The sequence below is a fragment of the Francisella sp. XLW-1 genome (assembly GCF_008711455.1).
Classification (GTDB): Bacteria; Pseudomonadota; Gammaproteobacteria; order Francisellales; family Francisellaceae; genus Francisella; species Francisella salimarina.
Window position 1 is genome coordinate 302,113 of record NZ_VXKP01000002.1, and the last position, 23,522, is coordinate 325,634.

Sequence of the window (23,522 nt, forward strand, 5' to 3'; positions counted from 1 at the left end):
ATGAACAATTACTCTAATAAAAAAATTCTAGTTTTATATACTGGTGGTACTATTGGGATGATTAGTACTGAGCAAGGCTATGATGTTGAACCGGGCTATCTAACAAAAACCATAGCTGGGATTAGAGATTTTTATCATTATGATATGCCAGAGTTTGAGATTAAAGAGTATAGTGATCTTATTGATTCATCAAATATTGACCCTAAAAGATGGATTTCACTGGCACAAGATATATTGGATAATTATGCTAATTATGATGGTTTTGTGATTTTGCATGGTACAGACACTCTTGCTTATACGGCATCGGTATTGTCTTTTATGTTAGGTGAAATTGATAAGCCAGTTATTGTTACAGGCTCACAAATACCAATCTCCAAAATCAGGTCAGATGCTATATCAAATATCCTTAATAGTTTGATTTTTGCATGTAATGATAATATCAAAGAAGTTTGTGTCTACTTTAATCAAAAGCTAATGCGTGGTAATAGAACTACGAAAATATCAGCGACAGATTTTGATGCTTTTGGATCTCCGAATTACCCTACTCTAGCAAAAGTTGGTATAGACATCGCAGTCAAGCAAAAAAGATTATGGCAGAGACAAAAGTCATTTAATATACCAAATTTAGATACGTTTATAATTCCTAAAGTTGCGATACTACAAGTTTATCCTGGTATGAATAGTGATATGCTATCAGCTATTGTTGAGCAACCATTACAGGGATTAATTCTCAAGACTTATGGTTCTGGTAATATGATGAATGATCCAGAAATTTATACGACTCTCAAAAAGGCTAGTGATAAGGGAATTGTGATAGTGAACTGTACGCAGTGCTTGTATGGTAGTGTCAAAATGGCTACATACAAAGTCGCAAGAGGACTGATTGATGTTGGTGTGATCTCAGGTCGTGATATGACTGATGAAGCAGCATTTGCTAAGCTTTTTTATTTACTAGGTCAGTCTAATATTTCTCTACAAGAGATCAAAAATGCTTTTGATACTTCTTTGCATGGCGAAGTAACATTGTCATAGCAATTATAAAAATTTGTTTATTTTATAGTACTAATATAGTATATTGATACATGAAAAAAAATTCACTTATAAATAAGGGGACCAAACGATGAGTAATATTTCTGAATTAATAAAGGGTAACAGAGCTTGGGCTGAACAAATCAAAAAAACTAATCCTGAGTTTTTTGAAACACTATCAAAAGGTCAATCACCAGAGTATCTTTGGATAGGTTGTTCAGATAGTCGTGTACCTGCTAACCAAGTTTGTGGCTTGATACCAGGTGAGGTTTTTGTACATCGTAATGTTGCAAATGTTGTTTCGCTTACCGATTTAAATTGTTTATCAGTATTACAGTTTGCTATCGAAGTTTTAAAGGTCAAGAAAATCATAGTATGTGGTCACTATGCTTGTGGTGGTGTTGAAACTGTTGTTAAAGATAAGAGCTATGGCTTGATTGATAATTGGTTGACATCTATCCATGAGGTCAAAGAGCAAAATAAAAAGTTTATTGAAGAGTCATTAGCTTGTTACAAGAATAATGAAGACGAGTACATGAAGAAAAAAGTAGATATGATGTGTGAGCTAAATGCACTCCACCAAGCTCTTAACCTATGTAAAACTACGGTTGTGAAAGATGCTTGGGCAAAAGGACTTAACTTCACTATTCATGCTTCTATATATGGTATTGGCGATGGTAAGCTGTATGAAATCGGTGGTGGTGTAGGCTCAAGAGCTGAGATGGATGCTATGTATGCCGAGGCTATCGAGTCTATCAAATCTAGATATTGTCAACCTGAAGCTTGCTCACTGTAACTCTTAATTTTCTATAGAAAAATCTTATCATTAATCATATTATATAAAATATATGTGATTAAAAATCTCCTAAATGTCGTATTCTGAATAAAGCTAATAAGCAAAATTGAGATTCTTCTTTAGAAGTATTGTTTTTAACGAAATTTGATTTTTCTATTTAATATTTTATACAAAATATAAGCTATTAAAGCAGTTGTAATATTAATAAAGAACACAGCTTCGACATATTGACTATAAATCTGACCATTAAATAGCGTAAGAGCATCTAATAATGTATAGATAGCAAAAAATATCAAACAAGCTGCTTTGAATTCTCTAGTTTTAAATAGTGCTAAAATTGAGAATAAAAAGATGGCTAACTCAAAGATTCCAATCTGGAAAACTGCCGGAGTAAAAATCCATCCTTGAAATTTACTGATACTATCCCCATCTACTAAATATGTAAAACTGTTGATACAAGCATATAGGCTTATATTGAAAATAATAAAGTAGTTAGCGTAGATATTTGCGTGATGTTTACCGTATATAATGCTAGAGTGTAAGAAAGCTATTATAAATGGTGATATTAATAAACAAATACTTATAATTACAGTTACCATAAGTCGCTTAAGATTTGTAGAAATAGCTAGATTTTACAGCAAATGCTTTGGCTTGTCATATATTTAATAATAAACATATAGACAATCTAATAGATGATAGTTAAAATTTGCTACTAGAAAATTGTTAAATAAATAAAAGGAAAACTTAATAATGCAAGTTACTGTAGAGAAGAAAGAAGGTATCCATTGTTCACTATTGATAGAAGTACCAGCGAATGAGATTGATAGCGTAGTTACTAAAGAGATTAACAAAACTGCAAAAACTATCAAGATGGATGGTTTCAGACCTGGCAAAGTACCTGCTGGTATGGTTGAGAAAAAGTATGGCGAGCAAATCCGTATGGAAGTGATCTCTGATATCATTCCTCAGAAGTATACTAAGGCTATACAAGATGAGAAGTTGGCAGTAGCTGGTATCGAGGTAGACCTTAAAGAAAACAAAAAAGGCGAGCCTCTTAAGTTTGTAGCTAACCTTGAGCTATTCCCAGAATTTGAAGTTTCAGGTTTTGAGAAAATCGAAATTCAAAAGCCAGTTGTTGAGCTAACTGACAAAGAAGTTAAGCAAATGATCGAAAACCTTAGAAAGCAAATGGCTACATTCTCAGAAGTAGAGAGAGCTGTGCAAAAAGATGACAAAGTTGTTATCGATTTCGTAGGTAAGAAAGATGGTGAAGTTTTCGAAGGTGGTTCTGCAAATGATCAAGAATTAGTAATTGGTTCTGGTCAAATGATCCCAGGTTTTGAAGATGGTATCATCGGTATGAGTAAAGATGAGCAAAAAACTATCACAGTTACTTTCCCAGAAGAGTACCAAAACAAAGACTTAGCTGGTCAAGAAGCTACTTTTGATATCACTGTTAAGAAGATTCAAGAAGCTCAGTTACCAGAAGTTGACGAAGAGTTCGTTAAGAAGTTTGGTGTGAAAGGTGGGGTAGATACTTTTGAAGACGAAATCAAAGAAAATATGCAACGTGAACTTAAGTTCATCCTACAAAGAAAGATCAAAGATCAAGTATTCAAAGGATTAAGAGAAATCGCTGAATTTGAAACTCCAAAAGCTTTAATTAAAAGAGAAATAGAAGCTGCTAAGCAAAATTTAGTTCAACAAATGGGTGGTGGTCAAAACTTTGATGTTAACCAATTGCCTGATAACTTATTTGAAGCTAACGCTAAGCAAAAAGTTGATACTAGTTTAGTTCTTGATAGTGTAATGAAATCTCAAGAGTTCAAGGCAGAAGATGCTGAAGTTGAGAGCTTATTAGATGAATTAGTTCAAGCTTATGAAGAGCCAGAAAAAACTAAAGAGCAAATCAAAAAAAACGAAAAAGAAATCTCTAACTTAAAAGCTTTAGTTATAGAAAACAAGCTGACTGATTGGGTACTATCTCAAGCTCAAGTAACTGAAAAGCAAGAAGATTTCTTTGAAGTTATTAAAGAAAACATGCAAGCTCAGCAAGGTGGTTTCTAAGCTAGCTTATTAAGAGAGGATATAAATGATAACTAATAACTTAGTTCCTACCGTCGTTGAGAAAACAGCTGGTGGTGAGAGAGCTTTTGATATTTATTCAAGGTTACTAAAAGAGCGTATAGTTTTTTTAAATGGTGAGGTAAATGATCAATCAGCAAACCTTGTAATCGCTCAGTTGTTGTTTTTGGAGTCAGAAGATCCTGACAAAGATATATATTTTTATATCAATTCCCCAGGTGGTATGGTTACAGCTGGTATGGGTGTCTATGATACTATGCAGTTTATCAAGCCGGACGTTAATACTATATGTATTGGTCTGGCTGCTAGTATGGGATCGCTATTGTTAGCTGGTGGAGCTAAAGGTAAAAGATATAGTTTGCCTAGCTCACAGATTATGATTCATCAACCACTAGGTGGCTTTAAAGGACAAGCTTCAGATATTGAAATTCATGCAAAAAATATTCTACGTATCAAAGATAGGTTAAATAAAGTTTTAGCGTATCATACAAGTCAAGATTTAGAGACTATTGTTAGAGATACTGATAGAGATAATTTCATGATGGCAGAAGAAGCTAAAGAGTATGGTCTAATCGATCATGTAATAGAGTCTCGTGAAGCAATTATTAAATAATTAAAGGAATTCTAATTCAATAATATGGCTAAAATTCTATACTGTTCTTTTTGTGGTAAGTCACAACAAGAAGTTAAACATATCATCGCAGGTCGTGATGGTAATATCTGTAATGAATGTATTGCTAAATGTGCAGATAAAATTCATAGCACAGAAGGAGCTTCTCTAGAGGATGTATCGTTTGAGAAGTTACCAAAGCCAATCGAAATCAAAAAATATCTTGATGATTATATTATTGGTCAAGACAATGCTAAAAAAGTATTATCTGTGGCTGTATACAATCACTACAAAAGAATCACTTCCGAAACTGCGAAAGATGATGATATTGAGCTTAAAAAAAGTAATGTTCTATTACTAGGACCTACTGGCTCTGGTAAAACATTATTTGCCCAAACATTAGCAAAGCTTTTAAATGTTCCTTTTGCCATAGCAGATGCAACAACTCTTACAGAGGCTGGCTATGTTGGAGATGATGTTGAGAATATCATTGTTCGATTGCTACAAAATGCTGATTTTGATGTTGCTAAAGCTCAAAAAGGTATTATCTATATCGATGAAATAGATAAGATTGCACGTAAGTCAGAAAGTGCTTCTATAACACGTGATGTATCTGGAGAAGGTGTTCAGCAAGCACTTTTGAAGCTTATAGAGGGTACTGTATCATCTGTACCTCCTAAAGGTGGTCGAAAGCATCCTAATCAAGAGATGATACAAGTTGACACTTCAGATATATTATTTATATGTGGGGGAGCGTTTGCTGGTATTGAGAAAGTTGTTAAGCATAGAATGGATAAAGTTAGTATTGGTTTCAATGCGGATGTGGTACAACAAAAAAATAGCTTAGATACTGAAAAATTGATGCAGAAAGTCGAAAGTGAAGATTTGACTAGATTTGGACTTATTCCTGAACTTATTGGACGTTTGCCAATTGTTACTGTGCTAAATGAGTTAAAAGAAGAGGATTTGGTCAAAATTCTTACGGAACCAAAAAATGCTTTAATTAAACAGTATGTTAAGCTGTTTGAATTTGATGATGTAATGATTGAGTTTAGTGATGAAGCTCTTGTTGAAATAGCTAAAAAAGCAATAGCTAAAAAAACAGGTGCGAGAGGATTGAGAACTATTCTTGAAAATATACTTCTTGATGTGATGTTTCATGTCCCTTCATCTGAAGATGTTGAGAAAGTTATTATCAACGATAAAGTAATATTAGAGCAAGAAGAGCCAACTCTTGTAATGAAATCACAGCAGCAAAAACAATTAAAAGAGATAATCTAAAAAATTTACAGGAGAATGTAAGTTTATGTCAGAAGTCCTAAATGTCGTTCCTGTTATTCCCTTAAGAGATGTGGTTATATACCCATCAATGACTTTACCTTTAAATGTGGGTCGTAAAAAGTCAATTGAAGCAGTCAAGCAGGCATCTAACAGTTATAATAACTATATCTTATTAGCAACTCAAAAGAACGGTTCAAGTTCTGGTGATGTTGTTGATAATATATACGATATTGGTACGTTAGCTAAAATTGTTCAAATTATGAAGCTTCCTGATGGTAGCTTAAAGATCATAGTAGAAGGTGTAGCTAAAAGATTAGTTGCTAAATATGATAGTGTTGATGGGTGTATATTTGCTAACTTAGATAGTCTTCATATTGATGATAGTTATGATCCTAGTCAAGTTGATAAAGAGCTAAAAGCAATCTTATTGTCGATTAGTGATTCTCTCAAAAAGTTTGTTGATATTAGTGGAAAAGTGTCTAAAGAATCTTTAGCTACGCTTATAAATACAGAAGAGCCTCATAAGTTTATATATGAGATTTCAACTATTCTAAATACAGAGATTACTAAAAAGCAAAAAATTTTAGAAGCTACAGATATCAAAAATAAAGCGTTATTACTTTTATCTTGCCTATATGAAGAGTTAGAAATTCTTGAGCTAGAGGCTAAAATTAAAGATAGAGTCAAATCTCAAGTAGATAAGAATCAACGTGAGTACTATTTGAATGAGCAAGTCAAGGCTATTTATAAAGAGCTTGGTGAGGCTGATGAAGAGTCAGAAGTAACAGCTCTTAAGAAGAGAATTGAAACTACTAAAATGTCCGAAGAGGCAAAAGAAAAATGCTTAAAAGAACTTAAAAAGCTTAAAGCGATGCCTCCTTCATCTTCTGAATCTGCTGTATCAAGGAATTATATTGAGACTATACTTTCATTACCTTGGGGTAAGAAAGCAAAAGTTAAAAAAGATATTAATCTTGCTGAAAAAGTTTTAGAGAAAGATCATTACGGTATTAAGAAAGTTAAAGAAAGAATACTGGAGCATTTAGCTGTTCAAATCAAACGAGACAGTAATACAAAAGCTCCTATTCTATGTCTAGTCGGTCCTCCGGGTGTTGGTAAGACATCAATTGGCCAATCCATTGCTAGAGCAACAGGGCGTGAATATGTGCGTATGGCTCTTGGTGGTGTAAGAGATGAGTCTGAGATTAGAGGACACCGTCGTACATATATAGGATCTATGCCTGGGCAAATTATCCAAAAGATAATTAAGTCTAAGACGGAGAACCCACTTTTCTTACTTGATGAAATAGATAAAATTTCTTCTGATTTTAGGGGAGATCCATCTGCAGCTCTTTTAGAGGTGCTTGATCCAGAGCAAAATAGTACATTTAACGATCATTATCTTGAGATAGATTATGATCTATCTAAGGTGATGTTTGTTGCTACAGCAAATTCACTTGATATAGATCCTGCATTACGTGATAGGCTAGAAATTATACACTTATCAGGGTATACAGAGATTGAGAAGCAAGCAATTGCTAAGCAATATCTAGTACCAAAATCATTGGAAAACAATGGGCTAACTAAGAGTGAAATTAATTTTACTCCTAAGGCTATTTTGGATGTGGTGAGATATTATACGAGAGAAGCAGGAGTAAGAAATTTACAACAAAAGATAGACGGTGTATGTCGTAAGGCTGTTAAAAATCTTCTTAAAGATCCTGAGCATGGTAAGGTATCTATCACACAAAAAAATCTTGAAGACTATCTTGGCGTTCATCAGTTTGATTATGGTATCAAAAATGCCAAGCCTAAAGTAGGTCAAGTCACAGGTTTAGCATGGACTTCTGTAGGTGGTGAGCTACTAACTATAGAAGCTCTAGCGATGCCTGGTAAAGGTAAGGTTAAGTACACGGGTAGCCTTGGCGATGTGATGAAAGAATCAATTGATGCAGCCTTTAGTGTTGTACGCTCGATTTCAAAAGGCTATGAGCTAGCAGATGACTTTTATGAGAAAAAAGATGTACATATACACGTTCCTGAAGGAGCTACTCCAAAGGATGGTCCAAGTGCTGGTATCGCTATGACTACAGCTCTAGTTTCTGTATATACAAATAAACCAGTTAGAAATGATATTGCTATGACTGGTGAAGTAACTTTGCGTGGAGATGTTTTAGCAATTGGAGGGTTAAAAGAGAAACTTTTAGCTGCGCTAAGAGGTGGAATTAAAGAGGTTTTGATTCCTAAACAGAATGTTAAAAACTTAGCAGATGTTGATAAAGAAATACTTGAAAAACTTGAAATAACGCCTGTAAATAGTATAAAAGAGGTGTTAGAGAGAGTTTTTTGATGATAAAGTATTGAAACACTACATTTTTAGTGTTATAAAATTAAATGACACTTGTCGATTATGTATAAATAAAGGAGTTTAAGACATGAATAAGAGTGAATTAGTAAGTGCTATAGCTAAAGAAGCAGATGTTACTAAAGAAGTTGCTAGTAATACTCTGGATGCAACTATTGCTGCTGTAACTAAAGCTTTAAAGAATGGTGATAGCGTTACTCTAGTAGGCTTTGGAACTTTTCAAGTAAAAGAAAGAAGTGCTAGAGAAGGTAGAAATCCTAAAACTGGTGAAACAATCAAGATAGCAGCTTCTAAAGTTCCAAGCTTCAAAGCAGGTAAAGGTCTTAAAGACGCTGTAAAATAAAGAAAAATTACAAAAATAGTGATTTTTTGAAAAGCATACTTAACAGTATGCTTTTTTTTTATCTATAATATCTATAGTTTAATAAAGCAGTAATTATTTAAGGTTGATAAAATGTTACAGTCTTTCAATGATAGGCTCAAAGGTCCATTTACATGGATTATAATTATTTCTATAAGTTTTATATTTGTCATATCTGGTATGACATTTTTTTTCACGAATATTGGCTCAAGTAGATCTTATGTGGCTAAAGTAGGTGATAATGAGATAGGTCTGCAACAGTTTCAGCAGTATGCTCAAAATGCTACAACTGAGGCACAAAAGAGAGCAGTTTTAGATCAGATGATAAATCAATACTTAGTACTTGCAGATGCGCAGCGCCATAATATTGCGGTATCTAAGTTAGCATTACAATCTGCGATATTTACAAATCCCATGTTTTTTGACAAAGAGGGTAAATTCTCAGCTGATAAGTTGAAGCAAGTTGTAGAGTATATTGGAGGTATGAGTAAATTAGAGCAAATCTTAACTCAAAATATTCAGGCAACAATGATTCCAAAGGCTATAGCAGATACAACAATAACAACTGATTATGAGAAGAAGCTTTTAGATAATATTTATCTAGTTAATAAAAAAATAGAGTATTTGAAGATATCTCCATCAGATTTCAAATCCCAAATTAAGCCTACTCAACAAGATTTGGAAGCTTACTATAATGCTCATAAAAATGAGTATATAAATCCAGCTAAAAAGAAAATTAACTATTTTATAATCACAAAAGATAGCTTTATATCTAAGAGTGATATTAGTGAAAGCGATATAAAATCATATTATGATACTCATAAGGAATTTTTTAAAGGCTATAACAAAGATGCTAAAACTACTATTGCGAAAATAATTCAAAATAGAAGAGCCTTGGAGAAATTTAATACTTACTCGCAGAATATTGATAGTATTAGTTTCACTGAGCTTGAAAAGAATTTAGGTAACCCTAAGGTGGCGAATATTGTGAATAATGATGAATCTACAATATCTACGGTAGCTAATAGTCAATTCTTTGTAAGTACAGAGAAGTACTCAAGTATTCCGGTTGCTGATAATGAGCTTTTAGTATATGAGGTAAATAACTCTCAGCCATCAACCCAACAAAAACTAGCAGACGTTAAGAGTGAAGTGTCTAAAGCCGTAATTGCAGAGAAATCTCAAAGATTATCTTTAGAAAAGTCTCAAAAGCTACTTGATGACTTGGTTAGTGATAAAAAAGTAAATGTTAGCTTCAAGCAAGCAACTATTGATAGTAACTCGAAGTTATTTAGTAAAGAGTTTAATGATTATGTGATGTTTAATACTAATAATCAGTATCATAGTTATCAAGCGGATAATGGTGATATATACATATATAAAGTTATTAAAGTTGAACCTTTAGGTAATAAAGATACTAAATTACCTAGGCAAGTATTAAATACAGTCAAAGAAGAAGAGTTAAACTTCTATTTACAAGTAGTTAAGCAAGAAGTTCCTGTTAAAGTTAATTACAAAAATATCTAAATGAATAAGCTAATCTATGGTCTTGCTGGACCAACAGCATCTGGTAAAACCTCTTTATCAATATCTGTTGCAAATAAAATTAATGCTGAAATAATTAGTGTTGATTCATCACTTGTCTATAAATGTATGGATATTGGTACAGCTAAGCCAACTTTGGATGAGCAAGGAGGTATTAAACATCATTTAATAGATATAATTGAGCCAACAGAAAGCTTTTCAGTTGCTGACTTTATAACGAATGTTAATAAGATTAAAAAAGAGATTTGGAGTAGAGGAAAAGAGGTCTTACTCGTAGGTGGAACGATGCTTTATTTCAAAGGTTTGATAGAAGGTTTATCATCTTTGCCTGAGTCACAGCCTGAAGTGAGGCAGGCTCTTGAGTTAGAAAGAAAAGCAAAAGGTTTACAATATTTGCATCAACAGTTAAATAAAATGGATCAAGAATCTGCTCAGAAAATTAATCCTAATGATCAGCAAAGAGTATTTCGTGCTTTAGAGGTAATTATGATAACTGGTAAAAAATATTCTGAACTTGTTAAAACATCTAAAGTCGGTGGATTAGAAGAGAAATTAAAGTTATGTGCCCTGGTACCTAATGATAGATCAATTCTACATGATAATATTGAATTAAGATTTAAACAGATGCTTAATCAAGGGTTTCTAGATGAAGTTCAAAGCTTACGCAAAAATCCTAAGCTTACTAAAGAAACTACTGCCATCCGAAGTGTTGGATATCGTCAGGCATGGGAATACTTAGATGGAGACATTAGTTATGAGGAGTTTGTTAAAAAGGGAGTCGTAGCCACTCGCCAACTTGCTAAGCGTCAACTTACATGGATTCGTAATTGGCAGGGTGAGATTAAATTAATTGAGATGGAGAGTCAAAATAAAGAACAACAAGTCTGGGAATATTTTGGTCATAAATAAGATTTGCTGATAACTTTAAATATTGTTAGAATATATCGCGAAGTTTAATTGTTAAACTTGATAAAATAATAACTATAACAAAATAATTAAAAGGAAGTGAAACAATGTCAAGAATATCATCTTTACAAGACCCGTTCTTAAACGCTCTAAGAAAAGAAAAAGTTAGCGTATCTGTATATCTAGTAAATGGAATCAAACTACAAGGTCAAGTAGAAGCTTTTGATCAGTTCTGTATCGTACTTAGAAATACTGTTAATCAAATGGTTTATAAGCATGCTATTTCTACTATAGTACCGGCTAAGAGTGTAAGAATGGTTTATAGCTCTTTTAACCCATATCATCAAAATTCAAATGATGAACAAGATGAGAATGTAGATGATATTCATTCTGATGATCTTGAAGCTCAAGAAAATCAAGGCAATGTTGCTGAGTAATCAAACTTTATATTCTTTTTTCTTTAATTCCATTCTGGAGTAACATAAATTAATGGAATTTTTCGAGTCTTATGAAGCAGGTAGTAAATGCTTACTTGTAAATATAAATTTTAAATATCGCCGCGAACTAAATGCTGACTTAGCTGAACTGGAAGGTTTGGTTTTAGCAGCTGATAAAGTTGTGTTGGAGAGTTTAGATTTCAATCATCCTGAACCTGATATCAAATATTTTTGTGGTATGGGTAAGATGGAGATGATCAAAAGTAAACGTGATGAGTTAGAAGCTGATCTTGTTGTCTTTAATCATCCATTAAGCCCATCTCAAGAGAGAAATATTGAGAAGTTTCTTGAGTGTAAGATTATGGATAGAACGAGACTAATTCTTGAAATATTCTCACTTCGAGCAAAAACTCATGAGGGTAAGCTTCAAGTTGAGTTAGCTCAACTAAATTATCAGTCAACACGCTTAGTCAAAGGTTGGACGCACTTAGAGAGACAAAAAGGTGGTATTGGTGTACGTGGTGGGCCAGGAGAAACCCAGCTTGAGATTGATAGACGTCTAATTAGACAAAGAATTAAACAAATTACTCAAAAGTTGGAAAAAGTAAAACATCATCGTGATTTAAGTAGATCTTCCCGAAAGAAAAATAATATTCCAACAATATCATTTGTTGGTTATACCAATGCTGGTAAATCAACACTTTTTAATAAAATAACAAATGCAGATGTTTTAGCTAAAGATCAACTCTTTGCAACACTTGATCCTACTTTACGTAAAGTAATTGTACCAAAACTAGGTGAAGTTATCTTCTCTGATACAGTAGGATTCATTAAGAACTTACCTCATGATTTAGTAGAAGCATTCCATGCAACTTTAGAAGAAGCTATAGAGTCAGACCTTCTAGTTCATGTGATAGATTATGCAGATGAGGATTATAAAAGCTATATCGAGCAAGTAGAAAAAGTTCTAAAGGAAATAGGTATCGCAGATAAAGAGATGATCTGTGTTTATAATAAAATCGATAAAATTGAGAATGCTTATGCTGGATTTGTTCCAATGGATGATTCAGATTCAAGTGTGGTTGGCAGAGTGTACCTGTCTGCTCAGACTGGAGATGGCATTGAAGAGTTTTATCATGCGTTGGCTACATTTTTTAATAAATCATGGATTAATGAAACTTTAGAATTACCTCCTAAATATTCAAAAGTTAGAGCTATGATGTATGAGCTTGGAGCTGTTGATGCTGAAGGTGTTTCTGAAGAAGGTAACTATTTTCTTAAAATAAAAATTTCAGAAGATGATTTTGAAAGGTTTAAAAGAGAGTTTGATTTAGATTTAGAAGAGTTCTTCGTTAAATAGGTTTTAATCTTATTTGTACTCAGGAACCTCAATTGGATCTTTAAATATTCCAGCACCTATGAATTTAGAGATAACTGGAGTAGATGATATTTTAACTGTAATAGTCGATAAGTATTTTTTAACTATTTCATCAGATGCTGCTACAGATAGGTTGGTAAGCCCAACTTTTTGTTTTCTAGCTATAATATCTTTTAATCTAAGTTGCCATTGATCAAAAGCAATATTATAGTCACCATTTGCTTTATGAAGTTCACCAGCTAATACATAAGCCTCAACGATTGCAAATATACTTCCAAGCCCCATTAATATAGATGGGCAAGCAGCAGAGTCTCCAACAAGAGCAACTCTTCCTTTATGCCAAGTATCCATGCGTATTTGACTGACTTTATCAAAATAGATTTCCTCCACATCATTTAACTTGTTAAGTATATCGGGAGTCTCCCAGCCAAAGTCATGAAAAGATTTTTGTAGTAGTTCTTTTTTTTGCTCTAAAGTTGCTGGGAATTGTTTCACAAGTTCAGCATCTAATGTAAACATAATCAAAGTTTCATCTTGGTCTAGACATACTCTTGCTACTTGTTGCTTCTCACCTACGCTTAGAGCATAAGTATATTTCTCATAATGATCGTATTTTTTGAGAGAAAGAGCTGCTACATATTTATCCAACTCATATTCTTGATATTCTGACTTGTCAAAAGCGATGTTACGTATATGAGAGTGTAAGCCATCAGTTCCTATAACTAAATCAAAGTCCTCTTTAGTTCCATCGCTAAGATGAGTAGTTATAGTTTTATCTTTTTCCTCTATTTTCTCGATAGATGTACCAAACCTAATATCTATACCTTCGCAGGCTTTATAAATAGTTTCTGCAATATCTCCGCGTTTGACACTTAGAAAGTCATCATAGTTATCAGTGATAAGAGATGAGATATTAACTTTTGAAGATCTTCTACCATTTTGATCAAAACAGTGAATATTCTTAATTTGATAAGATTTCTCTTTAAGTTGCTCAAATAATCCCATCTTTCTCACTACTTCACAGGCAGGACCCCAGAAATCAACTAGGTAACCACCAGTTCTAAATTCAGAAGCTTTTTCAAAAAGAGTAGGTTGGAATCCATACTCTCTCAACCACCATGCTAAAGTTGTACCTGCTATGCCAGTACCATTTATTGCAATTCTTTTCATTTTCATATTCCTAAGAAATGTATCTCTATTATAGATTTTAGAGTTATATTGATAGTTATTCAATACAGCTTTACTGTGCATTTGATATTTATTTGTAGATAGTGCAAAAAATATAGGAAAATTTATATATAATAGGTAGGATAAAAATTATTCAATACTATTTTGGATTAGGAATTATAGGAATAACTATTTATGATAAAAAAGCTTAAAGAAAAATGGTTCTGGAGCAAAAACTCGGAGCAAGGGCCACCAAACTTAGAGGAAATAATCAAAAAATTCTTTGGCAAAAAGTCAAAGAAGAATGATGATGAGAATGAGAGTATTTATTCAAAAAATGCTAACAAGAATAAACCTATGTTTGATAAACCTCCTGTAGCTAAGATTGCATCTATAGTTGTGGCAGTATTGATAGTTGCATGGATAGGTTTTGGTTTTTATGTAGTACAACCAGCTGAGCAAGCTGCTGTTCTTAGATTAGGCAAATTCTCAAAAATGGTAGAACCTGGTCTACACTGGCATCCTATTGGTATTGATAAGGTGTACAAAGAGAATGTTCAAGAGCTTAAAACTACGTCGTTAAAGCGTGATATGCTTACATCTGAAGAGAATATTGTTCATATTTCTTTTACAGTTCAATATCGTATCGCAGATTTAGAGAAATATTTATTTGCTAATGTAAACTCAACACGACTATTGCAACAAGCTTTAGAAAGTGCTGTTAGACAGGTTGTTGGTGAAAATAAGCTAGAGCAGATATTAACTACCAATAGGGCTGTGATTACGCAACAAGTCCGTAAAGAGATGGAAGCACTACTAAAGTCTTATAATACAGGGATATATATTAGTGAAGTGATTATGCAACCAGCTCAAGCACCTGATGCTGTTAAAAGTGCATTTGATGATGTAATCAAGGCTCGTGAAGATCGTGAAAGGGAGCAAAATGAAGCCGAAGCTTATGCTAACAGAGTAGTGCCAGTTGCACAAGGTAAAGCTCAAAGAATTGTTGATCAGGCTAACGCTTATAAACAAAAAATTGTTTTAGAAGCTCAAGGTGAAGTTGCCCAGTTTGAACAATTATTACCAATATACAAAAAATCTCCTGATATAGTTATGAATCAAATGTATTTTAATACTATTTCAAATGTACTTCAGCACAATAAGATATTCTTAATAGATGGTGATGGTGCAAAAAATATTTTCTATGGTTTAGATAATGCTCAAAAGCAAGCATTATTACCAAATACTCAAGGAGGTAACTAAGATGAGTAAGTTTCTAAAAATATTCTTAGTACTTGTAGTGGTTGCTTCTGTGGTGGTTTTGAGTACTAAATTTATTGTTAAAGAAGGATCAGAGGCAGTTATTTTAAGACTAGGAGAGCTAGTTAAAGATAAAGATGGTAAAGCAATTGAGTATGAGCCTGGCTTGCATGTTAAGATTCCATTTATTGATACAGTCAAAACTTATGATATGCGTAATAGAGTATTAGAAGCAGACTCAGCTCGTGTTGTTACAAAAGAGCAGAAAGATGTTCTAATTAATGCTTATGTTGTGTGGAAAGTTAGTAATAGTAATATCTCAAAATTCTATACGAGTACAAGTGGAAGTGTAGAAAGAGCAGAAACTTTATTGAAACAGTTTTTAGAGTCTTCTTTGAGAGCAGAAGTTGGTAACAATGATATTCAAAGCCTAATCAATAATAATCGTGATAAGTTAATGATTGCTCTGACAAATAGTGTCCAAAAGCAAGCTAAGCAAATCGGTGTTGATGTTATAGATGTAAGAGTTAAGCAAATTGATTTACCAGATACTGTTACGGACTCTATTTACCAAAGAATGAGATCTTCACGTCAGAAAGTTGCAGCTTCTATTAGAGCTGAAGGTAAACAGTTGGCTGAAAAGATTAATGCAGCAGCAGATGCTAAAGTTACTGTAACAATGGCGGAGGCTGAGAGAGAGTCTAAGATCATAAGAGCTGAAGCTGATGCGAAAGCAGCTAAGATATTTACAGAGGCTTATTCTAAGTCCGTACCACTTTATGAATTCTTAAAGAGTATGAACTCTTATAAAGAAAGCTTTAATGGTAAAAATGAAGTTGTATTTATGCTAAAACCAGATAGTAAGTTTTTCCAAGGTTTTAAGTTAGAACCAGATAGTAAGCTTGCAGAAGATATGAAGGAAGCAAAATAAAAATGACTAAAGTAAAAGTGCTTTTTGTATGTAAAGGTAACATTTGTAGATCACCAACTGCTCATGGTATTTTTAGAGATATTGTCAAACAAAATGCCTTAGAGAATCATATTTATGTTGCATCTTGTGGCACTAGTTCACGTATGTGGGGACATGAAGGCCATGGAGCTGATTTACGCTCTATAGAAACGGCTAAGAGATATGATTGTAATCTTTTAGATCAAGTTTCTCAGCAATTAGAGGAAACTGATTTTACAGAATATGATTATATAGTTGCGATGGATCAAGAAAATATTGATACAATGAAAGAAATGTTTCCAAATGCTGATTTTTCAAAGGTATCAAGGATGTTGCAGTATGCTCCAACAATTGAGTTGACTGATGTGCCAGATCCATATTATCAAAGTAATTTTGAAAAGGTATTCCTCATGATAGATACTGCCTGTCACGGACTTTTTGAAAAAATAAAGTTAGAGTATAAATTATGAATTACACTAAAGCAAAATACATAATGGGTGCTGCAAAAGTTTCTCAACTTCCAGAAGATAATGGTATAGAGGTTGCTTTTGCTGGGCGCTCGAATGCAGGTAAATCGAGTGCTCTTAATACTCTTACAGACCAAAAAGGTCTTGCTAGAGTAAGTAAGACCCCTGGTAGAACTCAGTTAATTAACTTATTTGATTTGGGAGATAATAAGCGTTTAGTTGATTTACCTGGTTATGGTTATGCAAAGGTTTCTGAAGCTATAAAGAGACAGTGGCAAAGTGAAATGGAGAGCTATTTGACTTCACGTGAATGTCTTGGTGGTATCGTACTTTTGGTAGATTCTCGTCATGATTTAAAAGAGTTTGACTCTTTGATGATTGAGATGGCAATATCTTTTGACTTGAACTTACATATTCTTTTGACAAAGGCAGATAAGCTAAATAATAAAGAAAGAGCCCAAGCAAATAGAATGATAGAGAGTTTTTTAAAAACTTTTATCCGTACAGATAAAATTTCATACCAGTTATTTTCTTCATTAAGTAAAATGGGTTTAGATAAGTTAAAAGAAAGACTTGATACTTGGTATCAATAATACTAGAAATACTTTTGTTATATAGATTATCAATTGTTACTTAATTAAAATAGCCTGTATAGAATATTCAATTCTAAGTTAAAATACTTTAGTATAAAGTAGATCTAAAATCTTTTATAAAATATGAGGTAATTCTAAAGAATGTATAAAATATTAAACTTTTACACCAAAGAAGAAGTTTCTACAGATAGTTTTGTCTTTGCAGGGGAAAATGAGCCCTGGGAAATCCAGATGAATATTGATGAAATTAGTAAGAAAATCAATAAAGATTATTTTACTCAAGCATCACCGTGTCTATCCAAATATATACCATTTATGCCGATAAAGGATCCATCAAGTTTTGTATCTTTAAGAGAGTCGGCAACTCCACTGCTTAAGAGTAAAATTATTGGTAAAGAGCTGGGAATTAATCTGTATTTTAAAGTCGAAGGTAAAAACCCTACAGGATCATTCAAAGATAGAGGATCAGCAGTTGATATTACAGTTGCAAAAGAGCTCGGTGCTAAGGGGATAGTACTAGCATCCACAGGTAATATGGCGGCTTCATGTGCTTGTTATGCGGCAGCTGCGAAGATGCCGTGTTTTATTATTGTGCCAGAAGGAGTTGCAGCTTCTAAGTTAGCTCAAGTAATGTCTTATGGTGGGAAAATAGTTCAAGTTAAAGGTAGCTATAATGAAGCAGCAAAATTAGCTTATGATATCGCAAAATCTAAAGATTTTTTCCTTGCTGGGGATTACGCGTTTAGGGTAGAGGGTCAGAAGACAGCAGCATTTGAGCTTATAGATCAGTTACTGTTCCAAGTTCCAGATGAGGTTATAGTTCCTATAGGTTGCGGTACTAATATGACAGCATACTATAAAGGATTTAGTGAATATAAAGAGTTAGGATTTATTAAATCTGTTCCTAAGCTTACAGGTGTTCAATCAACAGAGGCTGATACATTAGCTAGAGCATATCAGAAAAATCAAAATAGGATTGAACCACTAAAAACAGCAAATACAATTGCGACTGCAATAGCTGTGCCATATCCTATCGATGGTGATAAAGCTATAGATGCAATATATAGCACGGGTGGAGAATCTACTGCTGTAACAGATATGAAGATGTTGGAAGCACAATATTTGCTGTCAACTAAAGAAGGGTTATTTGTAGAATTAGCATCAGCGTCAACTATTGCTCACTTACTCAAAAAATATGAGGAAGGTAAGCTTCAAAAGGGAAGTACGGTAGTATGTGTGTTATCCGGAGAAGGTTTGAAAGACCCTGCGGTAGTGCTAAAATCTGCTATTCAACCACCAATTATATATCCGACAGAGATGGATTTTGACAGGCTTTATAATAGTCATTTCTTTGATAATAAAACGATGTTATTCATAGAGCAAAATGAAGTAATATTTGATCAAGTTCCAACTCTTGAGGAAGTTAAAAAAACTCTAGGCGAATTGTTTGGTGCAAATTATGATAAGAATTTCTTGGCTAAGGTTAGAGAACTGATTGAGAGATTCTTAGTCAAGGGCAAGTCAATTAATGTCTCTGATATACAAGATATTATACAAGATGCTACTGAGATGGCAGATGCTATCAGTAAAGATATCTTAGATGTACAGTCATTTAAGGTAAATGTGGAGCTTGATCAAAAATCTGTGGCTGAAGTTACTGTTAAGGTTGCAGACCAGTTATATTTTGCATCAAGTTCTGGTGTTGGACCTGTAGATGCTGTTTTAAATGCTTTATGTAAAGCCTGTCCTAGTGATATTAGCTATAAGCTGACTGACTATAAGGTTAAAATACGTGGTCAGGGTGCTGATGCTGTTGTTTATGTAGAGATGAGCTTGGAAAAAGAAGGTATTAAAAGTATTGGTAAAGCTGTTTCTCCAGATATAATCCAAGCTTCAGTAGAGGCTTTTATTGATGCTTATAATATTGCATATGCATAGAAAATATTTGAGGTGAAATTAATGAAAAAAGAGTTGAATAAATATAGTAAAAGATTGACAGAAGATAAATCGCAAGGTGCTTCTCAGGCTATGTTATACGGCACGGGGATGAGTGATAACGATATGCATAAGCCTCAAATTGGTATTGCTAGTGTATGGTATGAAGGTAATACTTGTAATATGCATTTAAACCAACTTGCTCAATTTGTCAAAAATAGTGTTGAAAAAGAGAACCTCAAAGGCATGAGGTTTAATACTATAGGTGTTAGTGACGGTATTTCTATGGGCACAGATGGTATGAGTTATTCTCTGCAGTCTAGAGACCTTATTGCAGATTCAATTGAAACTGTAATGTCTGCGCACTGGTATGATGGGCTAGTATCTATACCTGGCTGTGATAAGAATATGCCAGGATGTATGATGGCTTTAGGTAGACTTAATAGACCAGGATTCGTGATCTACGGAGGTACTATCCAAGCTGGGGTTATGCGTGGTAAGCCAATTGATATTGTTACAGCATTTCAGAGTTATGGTGCTTGTATATCTGGACAAATCACAGAACAAGAGCGTCAAGAAACTATCAAAAAAGCATGCCCAGGAGCTGGAGCATGCGGTGGTATGTATACTGCAAATACTATGGCGTGTGCTATAGAAGCTTTAGGAATGAGTTTACCATTTAGCTCATCAACTCCAGCAACTTCTGTTGAGAAGGTACAAGAGTGCGATAAAGCTGGTGAAACTATCAGAAATCTTTTAGAGCTAGATATTAAGCCAAGAGATATTATGACACGTAAAGCTTTTGAAAATGCAATGGTTCTTATTACAGTTATGGGTGGTTCAACAAATGCGGTACTTCATTTATTGGCTATGGCAAGTTCAGTAGATGTTGATTTGAATATTGACGATTTCCAAGAAATAGCTAATAAAACACCAGTTCTAGCAGACTTTAAGCCTAGTGGTAAATATGTGATGGCTGATTTGCATGCTATAGGTGGTACACCAGCTGTAATGAAAATGTTACTAAAAGCAGGTATGTTACATGGTGATTGTTTAACGGTAACTGGTAAGACTTTAGCGGAAAATCTTGAGAGTGTAGCAGATCTGCCTGAGGATAATGCAATTATTCACAAGTTAGACAATCCTATTAAAAAAACTGGTCATCTACAAATTTTAAAAGGTAATGTTGCTCCGGAAGGATCTGTGGCTAAAATAACGGGTAAAGAAGGAGAAATCTTCACCGGTGTAGCAAATGTTTTTGATTCAGAAGAAGGGATGGTTGCTGCAGTTGAAGAGGGAAGTATTAAAAAAGGTGATGTAATAGTTATACGTTATGAAGGTCCTAAAGGAGGTCCTGGTATGCCTGAGATGCTTAAACCAACATCACTCATAATGGGTGCTGGGCTAGGTCAAGATGTCGCTTTAATTACAGATGGACGTTTTTCTGGTGGTTCGCATGGCTTCATTGTTGGACATATTGCTCCAGAGGCGTATGAGGGTGGTATGTTAGCACTATTAGAAAATGGCGATAAAATTACGATTGATGCAATTAATAACGTTATAAATGTTGACTTATCAGATAAAGAGATTGCTCAAAGAAAATCAAAGTGGCAAGCGCCTAAGCAAAAGGCAAATAGAGGAACGCTTAAGAAATATATAAAAACAGTTTCATCAGCTTCAACAGGATGCGTTACAGATTTAGATTAAAAATTTGTAAAAAAAACTACTAAATATACTTTTTCTATTTAAAAATTTCAAGTCCATGTCTATAATGATTTAACATTTAGTGATTTAGTAACATTGCTAAGTGTAGTTAATTGTTGAATAATATTGAAAAAAGGAGAGTGCTAAAGTATGAAAATAACAGGCTCTCAAGCCATCGTGAAATCATTGGAAGCTCAAGGGGTTGATTGTATATTTGGGTATCCTGGCGGTGCTATTATGCCTACGTACGATGCTTTGCATGAGTCAAGGGACAAAGTTCACCATGTTTTGGTTAGACATGAGCAAGGTGCAGTACATGCAGCAGTAGGTTATGCTAGAGCTACTGAAAAAGTTGGTGTTGCAATAGCAACTTCAGGACCTGGAGCAACAAATCTTATTACAGGAATTGCTGATGCGCAGATTGACTCGGTTCCTATTGTTTGTATCACAGGTCAGGTTTTTAGTCCATTGCTAGGTACTGATGCTTTCCAAGAAGCAGATATTATAGGAATGTCTGTCGCGGCTACTAAATGGAATTATCAAATAACAGATCCTAATGAGATACCAGAAGTATTTAAAAAGGCTTTTGAAATAGCGTCAAATGGTAGACCAGGTGCTGTACTAATTGATATTACAAAAGATGCTCAAGTCGGTATGATGGAGTATAAAGAAGCAGTTGGTAACAAACATGGCAAATGGTTGCATAAGCCAACTATAAATATGGATGATATTTTAAAAGCTTCTGAATATATTAATAATGCTAAGAAACCTATTTTGATTACAGGTCATGGTGTAATGCTATCTGGAGCTGAGGATGCTGTTCTAAAAGTTGCTGAGAAAGGAAATATACCAGTTGTAAGTACACTGTTGGGCTTATCAGCTTTTCCTTATAATCATCAACTTTACAAGGGTATGTTAGGTATGCATGGTAATTATGCAGCAAATGTTCTTTGTAACGAAGCAGATGTGGTAATAGCAGTCGGTATGAGATTTGATGATAGAGTAACTGGTGATTTGAATCATTATTTGCCAAATGCAAAGATTATTCATATAGAAATTGATCCTTCTGAAATTAACAAAAATGTTAAAGCAGATATTGGTATTAATGCTGATGCAAAAGAAGCACTAAATTGTTTGTTACCATATATTGCTAATAACTCTCACAGTGAGTGGCATCAGGAGTTTGCATCTGAGCATGATAAAGAAGTCAAAGCTATCATCAATGATGAAACTATGCCTGTTGAAGGCGAAATTAAAATGGCTGAGGTGATTAGTTTACTTTCAAAAGAAACTAATGGACGAGCTATTGTAGTATCTGATGTTGGGCAGCATCAAATGATTGCTGCTAGATATTACCAATTTTTAGAAACTAATTCTCATATTAGTTCTGGTGGCTTAGGTACAATGGGATTTGCATTACCGGCTGCTATCGGTGCTAAGATGGGTGTTAAGGATAATAGAACAGTCGTCGCTGTAATTGGTGATGGAGGGTTCCAAATGAATATCCAAGAGCTTGCAGTACTTAACCAAGAAGGTATTAATGTTAAGGTTCTAATATTGAATAACTCTTTCTTAGGTATGGTTCGTCAATGGCAGGAGTTATTTTTTGAGAGTAGATATTCTTATACGAAAATATCATCGCCAGATTTTGTAAAAGTTGCAGAGGCCTATGGAATACAAGCTGAAAGAGTAAAAGAAAGAAGAGATCTAAAAGATGCATTAATTAGATTTCTTAATTCTGATAGCTCATATTTGCTTGAGGTAATGGTAGAAAATCAGGAAAATGTTTTTCCTATGGTTCCTGCAGGCGAATCAATTAGTAACACAAAGCTTGGTGTAGAGGAGTAGAGCTATGAGTGAAAATATATATTTTATAACAATGAATACTGAAAATACTCTTTGTGTGTTACAAAGAATCTCTTCTGTGTTATCACGTAATCGCGTTAATATAGAGCAACTAACAGTATTTGAAACAGCAAATAAGGGTATTTCTCATTTCAATCTTGTAGTACATGGTACACAAGAAAAAATAGAGAAAATCGTAAAAAAGCTAGCAAATGTGATCGAAGTAATAGATATTAATATTACAAACTGTTTACCAATGCAAGGAGCTGTAGTAAGTGAAGTTCCTCAAAGTGTGAGAACAGTTAGTCAAAGAAAGGCAGCTTAATATTAAAATTTATGAGAAAATAACAAATCGCATAGATGAAGTTTTGCAGTGTCGAAAAAAACAAATATAACTCAGTAAGAATTTAATTTTGAAAAGGCATTAGATATTTTGAAGAATAAGACTATAACAATTGATTTTGGGTCTAGTTTAGTCTCTTAATTTAAGAGATAATGATTTCAATGTATAATTGGATAAAGAGAGAATTCTAAGTCATGGGATAAAGTAATCGAAAATGATTGGGTTGTTGGCGGATTTCTATTCAACATTGCTAAAGCTACACCTAGAGGTGTATTCTCTGATTTATATAATGAAGTGAAAAATGGTAATGAAGCACAAAGGACTATTCATAAAAAAAGTCATCCTGACTATTATCGCAAAGATCTTGAAGAGCTAAGTTAAATAGCAGTTTGCCAAGCTGGTAAAACAGTTAGATCTCTTTGTCCTAATAAGTAATTAAATCATAAAACTGTTTCTAATATTTATC

The 23,522-nt window shown here is 33.7% G+C and carries 21 protein-coding genes; 19 read left to right on the top strand and 2 right to left on the bottom strand.

What is annotated here, in order from left to right; all coding sequences use genetic code 11:
* Entirely contained in the window at positions 1–1,032 is a 1,032-nt protein-coding gene (gene ansA, locus F3D59_RS03955) for an asparaginase (protein WP_150463884.1), read from the top strand.
* A gap of 88 nt (positions 1,033–1,120) precedes the next feature.
* Positions 1,121–1,825, top strand: a complete 705-nt coding sequence (locus F3D59_RS03960) for a carbonic anhydrase (RefSeq protein ID WP_150463885.1) — start codon at positions 1,121–1,123, stop codon at positions 1,823–1,825.
* Between the two features lie 134 nt (positions 1,826–1,959).
* Here F3D59_RS03960 and F3D59_RS03965 read toward each other — a convergent pair whose 3' ends face one another.
* Positions 1,960–2,424: a DUF6790 family protein gene (locus tag F3D59_RS03965; protein WP_149368097.1), complete on the bottom strand. Its 465-nt coding sequence runs from the start codon at positions 2,422–2,424 to the stop codon at positions 1,960–1,962.
* A gap of 151 nt (positions 2,425–2,575) precedes the next feature.
* Between F3D59_RS03965 and tig the strand changes: the two genes are divergently transcribed.
* The 9 genes from tig to hflX all read left to right on the top strand — a co-directional run bounded on the left by tig (position 2,576) and on the right by hflX (position 12,775).
* Complete coding sequence (tig, locus tag F3D59_RS03970) at positions 2,576–3,892, top strand: trigger factor (RefSeq protein ID WP_146421201.1); 1,317 nt, start codon at positions 2,576–2,578, stop codon at positions 3,890–3,892.
* 25 nt (positions 3,893–3,917) lie between these two features.
* The gene (gene clpP / locus F3D59_RS03975; protein WP_146421202.1) at positions 3,918–4,523 is read left to right on the top strand and encodes an ATP-dependent Clp endopeptidase proteolytic subunit ClpP; all 606 of its coding nucleotides are present in this window, start codon (positions 3,918–3,920) and stop codon (positions 4,521–4,523) included.
* A gap of 24 nt (positions 4,524–4,547) precedes the next feature.
* Positions 4,548–5,801, top strand: coding sequence for an ATP-dependent Clp protease ATP-binding subunit ClpX (clpX, locus tag F3D59_RS03980; RefSeq protein WP_149368099.1), 1,254 nt, complete (start codon positions 4,548–4,550; stop codon positions 5,799–5,801).
* Positions 5,802–5,826: 25 nt separating this feature from the next.
* Positions 5,827–8,151, top strand: a complete 2,325-nt coding sequence (gene lon, locus F3D59_RS03985) for an endopeptidase La (RefSeq protein WP_150463886.1) — start codon at positions 5,827–5,829, stop codon at positions 8,149–8,151.
* An 85-nt stretch (positions 8,152–8,236) separates the two neighbouring features.
* Complete coding sequence (locus F3D59_RS03990; RefSeq protein WP_004287553.1) at positions 8,237–8,509, top strand: HU family DNA-binding protein; 273 nt, start codon at positions 8,237–8,239, stop codon at positions 8,507–8,509.
* Between the two features lie 111 nt (positions 8,510–8,620).
* Positions 8,621–10,054: a SurA N-terminal domain-containing protein gene (locus F3D59_RS03995; RefSeq protein ID WP_150463887.1), complete on the top strand. Its 1,434-nt coding sequence runs from the start codon at positions 8,621–8,623 to the stop codon at positions 10,052–10,054.
* Entirely contained in the window at positions 10,055–10,981 is a 927-nt protein-coding gene (miaA, locus tag F3D59_RS04000) for a tRNA (adenosine(37)-N6)-dimethylallyltransferase MiaA (RefSeq protein ID WP_150463888.1), read from the top strand. It begins immediately after the preceding gene.
* 104 nt (positions 10,982–11,085) lie between these two features.
* The gene (hfq, locus tag F3D59_RS04005; protein ID WP_013923338.1) at positions 11,086–11,415 is read left to right on the top strand and encodes an RNA chaperone Hfq; all 330 of its coding nucleotides are present in this window, start codon (positions 11,086–11,088) and stop codon (positions 11,413–11,415) included.
* A gap of 52 nt (positions 11,416–11,467) precedes the next feature.
* Positions 11,468–12,775: a GTPase HflX gene (gene hflX / locus F3D59_RS04010; RefSeq protein ID WP_150463889.1), complete on the top strand. Its 1,308-nt coding sequence runs from the start codon at positions 11,468–11,470 to the stop codon at positions 12,773–12,775.
* A gap of 9 nt (positions 12,776–12,784) precedes the next feature.
* Here hflX and F3D59_RS04015 read toward each other — a convergent pair whose 3' ends face one another.
* Positions 12,785–13,963: an FAD-binding domain gene (locus tag F3D59_RS04015; RefSeq protein WP_191092428.1), complete on the bottom strand. Its 1,179-nt coding sequence runs from the start codon at positions 13,961–13,963 to the stop codon at positions 12,785–12,787.
* 192 nt (positions 13,964–14,155) lie between these two features.
* Here F3D59_RS04015 and hflK point away from each other — a divergent pair, with 192 nt between their 5' ends.
* The 8 genes from hflK to F3D59_RS04055 all read left to right on the top strand — a co-directional run bounded on the left by hflK (position 14,156) and on the right by F3D59_RS04055 (position 23,038).
* Positions 14,156–15,223 carry an FtsH protease activity modulator HflK gene (gene hflK, locus F3D59_RS04020; RefSeq protein WP_150463891.1) on the top strand — a complete coding sequence of 356 codons (1,068 nt, stop codon included), beginning with the start codon at positions 14,156–14,158 and terminating at the stop codon, positions 15,221–15,223.
* Between the two features lies 1 nt (position 15,224).
* Entirely contained in the window at positions 15,225–16,151 is a 927-nt protein-coding gene (hflC, locus tag F3D59_RS04025) for a protease modulator HflC (RefSeq protein WP_149368106.1), read from the top strand.
* Between the two features lie 2 nt (positions 16,152–16,153).
* Complete coding sequence (locus F3D59_RS04030) at positions 16,154–16,639, top strand: low molecular weight protein-tyrosine-phosphatase (protein ID WP_150463892.1); 486 nt, start codon at positions 16,154–16,156, stop codon at positions 16,637–16,639.
* The gene (yihA, locus tag F3D59_RS04035) at positions 16,636–17,229 is read left to right on the top strand and encodes a ribosome biogenesis GTP-binding protein YihA/YsxC (RefSeq protein WP_150463893.1); all 594 of its coding nucleotides are present in this window, start codon (positions 16,636–16,638) and stop codon (positions 17,227–17,229) included. Before F3D59_RS04030 ends, yihA begins: the two co-directional genes overlap by 4 nt.
* Before the next feature lie 141 nt (positions 17,230–17,370).
* Positions 17,371–19,167 carry a threonine synthase gene (gene thrC / locus F3D59_RS10195; RefSeq protein WP_150463894.1) on the top strand — a complete coding sequence of 599 codons (1,797 nt, stop codon included), beginning with the start codon at positions 17,371–17,373 and terminating at the stop codon, positions 19,165–19,167.
* Between the two features lie 21 nt (positions 19,168–19,188).
* Positions 19,189–20,871, top strand: a complete 1,683-nt coding sequence (ilvD, locus tag F3D59_RS04045; RefSeq protein ID WP_150463895.1) for a dihydroxy-acid dehydratase — start codon at positions 19,189–19,191, stop codon at positions 20,869–20,871.
* A gap of 147 nt (positions 20,872–21,018) precedes the next feature.
* Entirely contained in the window at positions 21,019–22,716 is a 1,698-nt protein-coding gene (gene ilvB, locus F3D59_RS04050; protein WP_150463896.1) for a biosynthetic-type acetolactate synthase large subunit, read from the top strand.
* A gap of 4 nt (positions 22,717–22,720) precedes the next feature.
* Positions 22,721–23,038: an acetolactate synthase small subunit gene (locus F3D59_RS04055; protein ID WP_013923328.1), complete on the top strand. Its 318-nt coding sequence runs from the start codon at positions 22,721–22,723 to the stop codon at positions 23,036–23,038.
* The last annotated feature ends 484 nt before the right edge of the window (positions 23,039–23,522 follow it).

Bases quoted from the DNA above. Each gene is read 5' to 3' on its own strand.
- F3D59_RS04055 (WP_013923328.1), top strand. From the start codon at position 22,721: ATGAGTGAAAATATATATTTTATAACAATGAATACTGAAAATACTCTT.
- ilvB (WP_150463896.1), top strand. From the start codon at position 21,019: ATGAAAATAACAGGCTCTCAAGCCATCGTGAAATCATTGGAAGCTCAA.
- clpP (WP_146421202.1), top strand. From the start codon at position 3,918: ATGATAACTAATAACTTAGTTCCTACCGTCGTTGAGAAAACAGCTGGT.
- ansA (WP_150463884.1), top strand. From the start codon at position 1: ATGAACAATTACTCTAATAAAAAAATTCTAGTTTTATATACTGGTGGT.
- hfq (WP_013923338.1), top strand. From the start codon at position 11,086: ATGTCAAGAATATCATCTTTACAAGACCCGTTCTTAAACGCTCTAAGA.
- thrC (WP_150463894.1), top strand. From the start codon at position 17,371: ATGTATAAAATATTAAACTTTTACACCAAAGAAGAAGTTTCTACAGAT.
- F3D59_RS04015 (WP_191092428.1), bottom strand. From the start codon at position 13,963: ATGAAAAGAATTGCAATAAATGGTACTGGCATAGCAGGTACAACTTTA.
- miaA (WP_150463888.1), top strand. From the start codon at position 10,055: ATGAATAAGCTAATCTATGGTCTTGCTGGACCAACAGCATCTGGTAAA.
- F3D59_RS04030 (WP_150463892.1), top strand. From the start codon at position 16,154: ATGACTAAAGTAAAAGTGCTTTTTGTATGTAAAGGTAACATTTGTAGA.
- ilvD (WP_150463895.1), top strand. From the start codon at position 19,189: ATGAAAAAAGAGTTGAATAAATATAGTAAAAGATTGACAGAAGATAAA.
- tig (WP_146421201.1), top strand. From the start codon at position 2,576: ATGCAAGTTACTGTAGAGAAGAAAGAAGGTATCCATTGTTCACTATTG.
- lon (WP_150463886.1), top strand. From the start codon at position 5,827: ATGTCAGAAGTCCTAAATGTCGTTCCTGTTATTCCCTTAAGAGATGTG.
- hflK (WP_150463891.1), top strand. From the start codon at position 14,156: ATGATAAAAAAGCTTAAAGAAAAATGGTTCTGGAGCAAAAACTCGGAG.
- F3D59_RS03990 (WP_004287553.1), top strand. From the start codon at position 8,237: ATGAATAAGAGTGAATTAGTAAGTGCTATAGCTAAAGAAGCAGATGTT.
- clpX (WP_149368099.1), top strand. From the start codon at position 4,548: ATGGCTAAAATTCTATACTGTTCTTTTTGTGGTAAGTCACAACAAGAA.
- F3D59_RS03995 (WP_150463887.1), top strand. From the start codon at position 8,621: ATGTTACAGTCTTTCAATGATAGGCTCAAAGGTCCATTTACATGGATT.
- hflC (WP_149368106.1), top strand. From the start codon at position 15,225: ATGAGTAAGTTTCTAAAAATATTCTTAGTACTTGTAGTGGTTGCTTCT.
- yihA (WP_150463893.1), top strand. From the start codon at position 16,636: ATGAATTACACTAAAGCAAAATACATAATGGGTGCTGCAAAAGTTTCT.
- F3D59_RS03960 (WP_150463885.1), top strand. From the start codon at position 1,121: ATGAGTAATATTTCTGAATTAATAAAGGGTAACAGAGCTTGGGCTGAA.
- hflX (WP_150463889.1), top strand. From the start codon at position 11,468: ATGGAATTTTTCGAGTCTTATGAAGCAGGTAGTAAATGCTTACTTGTA.
- F3D59_RS03965 (WP_149368097.1), bottom strand. From the start codon at position 2,424: ATGGTAACTGTAATTATAAGTATTTGTTTATTAATATCACCATTTATA.